The organism is Cuspidothrix issatschenkoi CHARLIE-1 (genome assembly GCF_002934005.1).
GTDB lineage: Bacteria > Cyanobacteriota > Cyanobacteriia > Cyanobacteriales > Nostocaceae > Cuspidothrix > Cuspidothrix issatschenkoi.
On the sequence record NZ_PGEM01000058.1, the window covers coordinates 1 to 7419 of the forward strand.

The 7419-nt window shown below is 37.9% G+C and carries 8 protein-coding genes; 4 read left to right on the forward strand and 4 right to left on the reverse strand.

Annotated features, from left to right (window positions below):
• Nucleotides 1-27: 27 nt before the first annotated feature.
• A complete protein-coding gene (locus CUN59_RS08730; protein WP_497706906.1) occupies nucleotides 28-933 on the reverse strand; it encodes an amino acid ABC transporter substrate-binding protein in 906 nt (301 codons plus the stop codon).
• 335 nt (nucleotides 934-1268) lie between these two features.
• Here CUN59_RS08730 and CUN59_RS08735 point away from each other — a divergent pair, with 335 nt between their 5' ends.
• From CUN59_RS08735 to CUN59_RS08750, 4 genes are read left to right on the forward strand one after another with little or no spacing between them, the layout of a single operon-like run.
• Nucleotides 1269-2015 carry a sucrose-phosphate phosphatase gene (locus CUN59_RS08735; RefSeq protein ID WP_104387481.1) on the forward strand — a complete coding sequence of 249 codons (747 nt, stop codon included), beginning with the start codon at nucleotides 1269-1271 and terminating at the stop codon, nucleotides 2013-2015.
• Complete coding sequence (gene ruvA, locus CUN59_RS08740; RefSeq protein WP_104387482.1) at nucleotides 2012-2653, forward strand: Holliday junction branch migration protein RuvA; 642 nt, start codon at nucleotides 2012-2014, stop codon at nucleotides 2651-2653. The genes CUN59_RS08735 and ruvA overlap by 4 nt, the downstream gene beginning before the upstream one ends.
• 6 nt (nucleotides 2654-2659) lie before the next feature.
• Nucleotides 2660-3826 carry an 8-amino-7-oxononanoate synthase gene (gene bioF, locus CUN59_RS08745; RefSeq protein WP_104387483.1) on the forward strand — a complete coding sequence of 389 codons (1167 nt, stop codon included), beginning with the start codon at nucleotides 2660-2662 and terminating at the stop codon, nucleotides 3824-3826.
• Nucleotides 3823-4071, forward strand: a complete 249-nt coding sequence (locus tag CUN59_RS08750; protein WP_104387484.1) for a hypothetical protein — start codon at nucleotides 3823-3825, stop codon at nucleotides 4069-4071. Before bioF ends, CUN59_RS08750 begins: the two co-directional genes overlap by 4 nt.
• A 29-nt stretch (nucleotides 4072-4100) precedes the next feature.
• Here the strand turns inward: CUN59_RS08750 and CUN59_RS08755 are convergent, their stop codons facing one another.
• The 3 genes from CUN59_RS08755 to CUN59_RS08765 all read right to left on the reverse strand — a co-directional run bounded on the left by CUN59_RS08755 (nucleotide 4101) and on the right by CUN59_RS08765 (nucleotide 7231).
• Nucleotides 4101-5009, reverse strand: coding sequence for an RpnC/YadD family protein (locus tag CUN59_RS08755; protein ID WP_104387485.1), 909 nt, complete (start codon nucleotides 5007-5009; stop codon nucleotides 4101-4103).
• Nucleotides 5010-5248: 239 nt separating this feature from the next.
• Nucleotides 5249-6241, reverse strand: a complete 993-nt coding sequence (locus CUN59_RS08760; protein ID WP_104387486.1) for a pentapeptide repeat-containing protein — start codon at nucleotides 6239-6241, stop codon at nucleotides 5249-5251.
• A gap of 39 nt (nucleotides 6242-6280) precedes the next feature.
• Nucleotides 6281-7231, reverse strand: a complete 951-nt coding sequence (locus CUN59_RS08765) for a hypothetical protein (RefSeq protein WP_104387487.1) — start codon at nucleotides 7229-7231, stop codon at nucleotides 6281-6283.
• Nucleotides 7232-7419: the final 188 nt, after the last annotated feature.

A 7419-nucleotide genomic window follows, 5' to 3' on the forward strand; every position in this document is an offset into this window, starting at 1 on the left:
ACTTTTTCAGCAAACCCTAACTACATTCTACAACTCTTGCTCAGGAATAACTTCATGAAACTCTATCATTAATTGCATAGTTTCCAGTGCTAAATCACGTAAGTCTTGGGTGAGATATACAACACCATCAAAACCAAACCAACGGTCAAAAATTGCCACGTATTTGGGGTTATTATTCACAAATCCTTGCATAAATTTAACGAGGGAATAGTTCACTGAATTGAGGAATTTAGAGTTATTCTCAGGAACTATGCAAGCAATTCCTTCTCGTGAATAGGGACGAGAGGGTACAATCGCAAAACTATCTGGATTTTTTGCTGTTTGTAACCATCCTTCTAAAAGAATACTATCGGATGCAAAAGCGTCAATTTTACCCTGTTCTAAAGCTGCAAATCCTTCTGGTCTAGTCTTCAAATATACAATCTTGGCTTGGGGTTGTATTTGCTTGATTGCTTGTTCATTGGTAGTTCCAGCTAACACACCCACACGCTTATTAATGAGGGATTCCGGTGAGCCTAAATTGGTTTTCTTTTTAATTAAAATTTGAGTACCTGTGACACCATAACTAATTGAAAAATCAACTTTTTTATCTCGTTCCCAAGTAAAACTACTGGCATCACAGACAATATCAACTTGGCGGTTAATAATTTTGGGAATCCTTGCTGCTGGGGTAACTGCAACTAATTTAAGTGTAATTTTTTTGCCTAATTCTTTTTCTAATTGCTGTTGGATTAAAGTTAGCATATCCACAGAATAACCAGTCAATTTTCCTTGACTGTCAGAGTAGGCAAATGGTAAAGCGTCTTTGCTCGTACCAGCAGTTAATACTCCTGTCCGTGCTACCTTTTCTAGCACTGTTTCTGCCCTAGCAACACCGGGCATTAATCCTGATAATATCAAACCAAATATCACAGGGGCAATATTTTTATATATCTTCGACTTGGTGAAAGCAGGTAAATGGGAGAGATTTATTTTGGTACTTACAAACATATTAATCTTGGGGAATCCATAGAATCAAAATGAATAAATTATCTCTATCAATTACCAAGTCAGCAGTTATGGAAATGATTCTTCACATTACACCATCTGTCGCGCTATTGAATCAGCAAATAAACCTTCAGTAATAGCTTCCGTTTGAGTTTTACCTCTATTCCCTAGTATGGCCGTAATTTTTAATCACCAAGGCTTGTTTTTGAATTGGGAATTGCACACTAACTACCAAAACAACATACACTTTTTGTGAATTAACCTTACAAAAGGAGTTGACTATGACTAGGTTCTTATTTGTAACCGATTTAGATCATACCTTCGTAGGGGATGACCAGGCATTATTGCAGTTGAGCGATCGCTTGCAAAGTCATCGTCAACAATATGGGACAAAGATAGTCTATTCTACAGGGCGATCGCCTATCCTTTACCGCGAACTTCAACAGGAAAAAAATCTCTTTTCCCCAGATGCTTTGGTTCTGTCTGTGGGTACGGAAATCTATTTAGATGGTAGTCATCATCCTGATCCAGAATGGTCAAATATTCTTTCTCAAGGTTGGGATAGGGAAAAAATTTTGGCTATTACTAAACAATTTCCAGAATTAGTGCTACAACCACATACAGAACAACGTCCGTTTAAAGTCAGTTTTTTCCTAAAAGCGGAATTGTCCGGTGTTTTACCACAACTTGAGGCCGAGTTGCAAAAAACTCAACTAAATATAAAGTTAATTTATAGTAGTGAAATTGACCTTGACATTTTACCCTATACCAGCGATAAAGGTCAAGCAATGCAGTTTTTACGACAGAAGTGGAAATTTGCAGCCAAGCAGACTGTTGTTTGCGGCGATTCGGGTAATGATATTGCTTTATTCGCTGTCGGTAAGGAACGGGGAATCATTGTCGGGAATGCTCGTCCTGAGTTACTCCAATGGTATAACCAGAATCTTGCTGACCACCGTTACCTGGCTCAAAACCATTATGCTGCCGGGATTCTTGAAGGTTTACAATATTTTGGTTTCCTAGAATGATTAGCTATCTTAAAGGTATCGTTGCTGGTGTCCAAAGCATTAGCCCTAATCGCGTCATCTTGACCTTAGAAGTCAATGGCATGGGTTACGATTTGCAAATTCCCCAACGTTTGGCCAACCAATTAACTTCAACTGGCGATGTGATCCAAATATTTACACATTACCAGATTCGGGAAGAAATACCTATGCTTTTCGGTTTTTCTTCTCCCTCGGAACGGGATTTATTCCGCCATTTGCTCAGTGTTAGCGGCATTGGTTCAGCCTTAGCGATCGCGCTGTTGGATACAATGGAATTACCAGAGTTAGTCCAAGCTATTATTGCCGCTAATATCCAAATGCTGATTCAAACCCCAGGAGTGGGCAAGAAAACGGCTGAACGCCTCTGTTTAGAACTCAAGAGCAAACTGATTGAATGGCGCAAATCGGCGGGCTTCTTCGTGGCGACAGGAGGACCTGCACCGGGAATTTTAGAAGAAGTACAAATGACTCTCTTTGCGTTGGGATATACTGCCCATGAGGTTAGTAACGCCTTGCACGTAGTTGGGGAAGATATTGGTCTACCCAAAAATGCCTATGTGGAGGATTGGATTAGACAAGCGATCGCTTATCTCAGCAGTAGTGAAGTAGAGTGTTCCTAGTTAATGATGAATAATAATCCCTATGCTTGGATAAATGAATCTCTCGCCACTATTCATCGGGCTGACTGGTATCGTTCCGTGCAAACGATTCACAGCCGACCCAGTGCAACTGTGGTCTTATCTGGGCAAGAGGTTATTAATTTTGCCAGTAATGATTACTTAGGATTAGCAGGAGATGAACGTTTACAAACAGCCGCCATCGCTGCTATTCAAGCCTTTGGTACTGGTAGTACGGGTTCTAGATTACTCAGTGGGCATCGAGAATTACACAAAGAATTAGAACAGGAAATAGCATCTACTAAACAAACCCAAGAGGCATTAGTATTTAGTTCTGGCTATTTAGCAAATTTAGGCACAATTTCCGCCATAGTCGGTAAAAGAGACTTAATTTTATCTGATGAATATAACCATTCCAGCTTAAAAAAGGGGGCAATTCTCAGTGGTGCAACTATCATGGAATACCCGCACAATAGTACTGCATTACTAGAAGAAAAATTACAAGAATACCGAAAGAATTACCGACGTTGTTTAATTACTACTGATAGCGTCTTCAGCATGGATGGTGATTTATGTCCATTACCCCAACTGCTAGATTTAGCTGAAGAATTTAACAGTATGCTACTTCTCGATGAAGCTCATGCTACGGGAGTCCTGGGGAAAACCGGTGCTGGTTGTGTAGAACATTTCGGGTGTACAGGTAGGGAATTAATTCAAATTGGTACATTAAGTAAAGCTTTGGGAAGTTTAGGCGGATATGTCGCCGGAAGTAGCTCCCTCATTGACTTTTTACGCAATCGCGCCCCCAGTTGGATTTATACCACCGCCCTTTCCCCCGCAGATACAGCCGCCGCTTTAGCAGCCATGAAAATTGTCCAACAAGAACCGGAAAGGCGATCGCAACTTTGGCAAAATGTCAATTATTTGAAACAATTAATTACAGAGAATTTACCTAATTTAAAGTTATTACCCACGGAATCTCCGATATTATGTTTTCAATTGCCCAGTGCCGCCGCAGCACTAACAGCAGGAAAACATTTACGCGCATCGGGAATTTTTGCCCCGGCTATTCGTCCTCCCACTGTTAACACCAGTCGCATTAGAATATCTGTGATGGCTACCCATGAGTTAACACATCTTCAGAAATTGGTAGAAGTGATCAAAAGCATAGTATGAATTTACCTTTAGAAGTTATTTTGAGTTTAGTTCTAGAAATTTTGATAGGTTTATGGCTAATTTGGCAAGCTATAAAAATCAACTCTAATACTGACATATTTCAGATAGTAGTTAATTTGTTTAGGGATAGACCTATCATTTTACCTTCTTTAGTTTTTTTGATGTTTCCATTTTTAGCGGCTCATATTATTCAGGATTTATTGAAAGTCACTAATGTGGATATTAACCTAACCTACAATTTTTGACTAATTGAAGTTTCCAATAAAACCTGATTTCAATCAAGTTTAAACCTAGCTAATAATTCCTCACGGGAAAGATTAACTAATACCTGTGTTCTTTCTGTTAAAGAAAGCTCCATCAACTGACTGATAATAGCAGATAACTCCTCATCTAAATTACCAAAACGCACTGCTAACAAACTCTCGACCATCAAACGCTGTCCGTCTTGTTGTCCTTCCTGTCTTCCTTCTTCTATTCCCTCTTGTTTCCATTCTTCCCGTTGTTTTAGATATGCTGGTGATAAACTCATAATTAACTCCCTTACCTCTTCATCATTAACATCACTATTCAATTCTAAATTTTTCCGCCAAGATGCAAACATCGCTATCAGGTTATCCCATTTATCATCCTCTTTTGAGAGTTGAACTACTTTACTGATAGCTTCCATTTGAGTTCTACCTTTTCCTAATACCCTTAACCATAGTGTATCCTCTGTCATGGGTAACTGATTGATAGCCAAAATAGCCGCTTTTTGGTATTTTGGCAGAAAATAAACTCCTTTTTCCCATCCTTCCTTTGTTTTTGCTCCAAACCCTTCCAGAATTTTTTCAGAACAAGTTGGTGTTAAAATCCATAGAAAGGGTAATTCTTCCTCAGATATAGAACGTTTTTCTCTTTTCGCTTGTCTTAATAACTCTCCATGAACGCTATACAATTTTAACAAACAACTTCTAATTTCTATTTCATTAGGTGCATTACGGTAAGGTTCAAATAAACAACTTGTAACCGCCATTTTTCCTAATAATCCTAATTCAGAATTTATAGCTGTTGTAGTCGGAACAAACCAAACATCTATTTCCTGAACTTCGCTTTTTACATCTTTACTGGTTTTGACCTCTCCTAAAGGTGCTAATAATTCTTCTAGATATTCTTTGGCTAGTTGGTCGTGCGGTTGTCTTGTCATAAATCAGTATTTTATTATACGAGTATATACTGATTAAAAAAGTGAAAATCTGGGAATTGATTACATCATCACTTCTTCTAACATACCGCTAAGATATAAGAATAGGGTTAAGCAACAGCGCAACCTGACGCATAAATTTTATTGAATTTTATCATCAGAGTCATTAGGCACATCTTGAATCTTATTTACCGACCTGCTGACTTCTGACTTCTGACTTCTGCTGTATTTACAGCAGATTCCTAATACATAATTGTCCCATCAGACATAATTGTTTCCCGCAGGTTTGCACCTGTAAGATTGGCGGTACTCATCTCTGCTCTGAGTAAAGTAGCTTTAGTTAAGTTAGCACCAGTTAAGTCAGTTTTCGCTAAATACGCGCCTACTAAGTCCGCCTCCGTTAAATTAGCTCCTCGCAAATTTGCACGACTCAGATCCGCTTTGCTTAATCTAGCTTCACTCAAATTTGCTCGCATGAGCTTGGTCTTGGTCAATTGAGCATTAGGCAAAATCGCCCCATGTAAGTTCACATCTATTAATTCAGCTTCCTTCAGATTTGCTTGCCCTAGTCTAGCATTGGTCAAGTTAGCACCATTTAAAATCGCTCCCTCCAAATTAGTTTGGGTTAAAGTAGCATTTTGCAAAATCGCCCCACTCAAATTAGCGTAACTGAGATCCGCACCACGTAGCATCACTTCACTTAAATTCGCACCGCTTAAATCTACTCTAGCTAAATCTGCCCCACTTAAATCAGATCCTCGCAGATCCACTTTATGTAGTTTTGCACCTCGAAGAATAGCACAATAAATTCTCTTTTCTTCTCGCAGATTAGCACCTCTAAGACAAGTACCTGTGAGATTAGCCCCACTTAAATCAGCCCCACGGAGATCAGCACCCATAAGGTTAGCATCCAGCAAATCAGCTAACGTTAAATTAGCATTTCGTAAATCAGCATTTTGTAAAGTTGCCCCATGCAAATCCGCATCATGTAAATTAGCACCGATCAAATTAGCTTGATTAAGATTTGCACCACTCAATTTTGCAAAAACTAAATTAGCATAACTGAGAACAGCCCGATTTAAATAAGCAAATATGAGGATAGCATTTGATAAATTTGCTTGTTTGAAACTAATACCAATCAAATCTGCACTAAATAGATTGATACCATTTAAGTTAGCTTGATTAAAGTTTGTATCGCCGTTGGCATATCGTTGTAAAAGTTCATTAACATCCATATATTTTCTCTCTCAATTATTGTAACTAATTCTTAACACTTACAGCTTAATTATTGAATTATCTTGTTTAGAAGGTGGTATGAGTTGACAGGTACTATCCTCATCACTGGCATCATAAAAATCATCAATTTCACTCAGATCAATTTGATAATTAGGCTGAGGTGAGGTATGGATTTCTGGAGATAGGTTACTGTAAATTGGCTGTTCTTGGGTTTCATCTGTAGGTATTTCTGGGTAAAACCGTTTGATAAATTGGATTAAGGTACTACCCGCTTGAGAATTTTCCTCTGGGTCGCCTAAAGACATCACAGCATTATTGATTTTATGTTCAAAGTGTCGAATTGTTGGGCAAGCATCAAATAATTTTTGTAATAAAGTATCAAGTTTTTCTGCTCGCAATTTAAACCAATCTTGTTCATTAAAACTAAATTGTCTATAAAGAGCAGAAAATAAAATTATTTTAGCTCGCAAAGGGTTAGTATATTGCATAATATTTTGGCGCAAATCAAATTGATTGTATGCCAATTTTTTGGGAGTCGTGACAGGTTGATTAATAGGATTTGGTGTATTTAAAGCTATGGTTTCAGCTTGAGCAGATATTGATTTGTAGGGGTTATCAACTATAGCTTGATTGACCATGAGATTAGTTTGTTCTTCTAAACTATCTGCTCTGGGAAATATGCCTGTTTCTTGCTCAAACATGACATATAATTTTTGTACTTCATTAGTAATAATACTTGCAATTATGGCATATTCACCTGGTTTATTCAGAGTATTGACAACAGTAGATAAACTGGCTTTTAACTTTTCTATGGTAGGATTTAAATGACATAATTCCTGAATTAATTCTTGTAATTTGAATCTATCTAGCTGAGATTGATCATTTTCCCAAATATTTTTAGCAACACAGAAAATCAACTTTTTAATTCGTTTAGATTGTTCATGCTGTTCTAGATATTGTGCGATTTCCTCAAGACTAGATGGAGTCATATCTACAATTTCCGTTATGGTGACCAGATAGTCATAAATTATATCTGAATTTGTGTAACCAATTCGGTACAATAAAATCGAGATATGTTGAGTTTTGTGAAAGACGTCAAATAACGCCAGTTCGACGAAAATAATTTGACCCCTCTGGTAAACCTCTCCCTGCAACTGGTATTGGGCTTAAAACCCTA

Coding starts and splice junctions, on each gene's coding strand:
- CUN59_RS08735 (WP_104387481.1), top strand. CDS start 1,269: ATGACTAGGTTCTTATTTGTAACCGATTTAGATCATACCTTCGTAGGG.
- ruvA (WP_104387482.1), top strand. CDS start 2,012: ATGATTAGCTATCTTAAAGGTATCGTTGCTGGTGTCCAAAGCATTAGC.
- bioF (WP_104387483.1), top strand. CDS start 2,660: ATGAATAATAATCCCTATGCTTGGATAAATGAATCTCTCGCCACTATT.
- CUN59_RS08750 (WP_104387484.1), top strand. CDS start 3,823: ATGAATTTACCTTTAGAAGTTATTTTGAGTTTAGTTCTAGAAATTTTG.
- CUN59_RS08755 (WP_104387485.1), bottom strand. CDS start 5,009: ATGACAAGACAACCGCACGACCAACTAGCCAAAGAATATCTAGAAGAA.
- CUN59_RS08760 (WP_104387486.1), bottom strand. CDS start 6,241: ATGGATGTTAATGAACTTTTACAACGATATGCCAACGGCGATACAAAC.
- CUN59_RS08765 (WP_104387487.1), bottom strand. CDS start 7,231: ATGACTCCATCTAGTCTTGAGGAAATCGCACAATATCTAGAACAGCAT.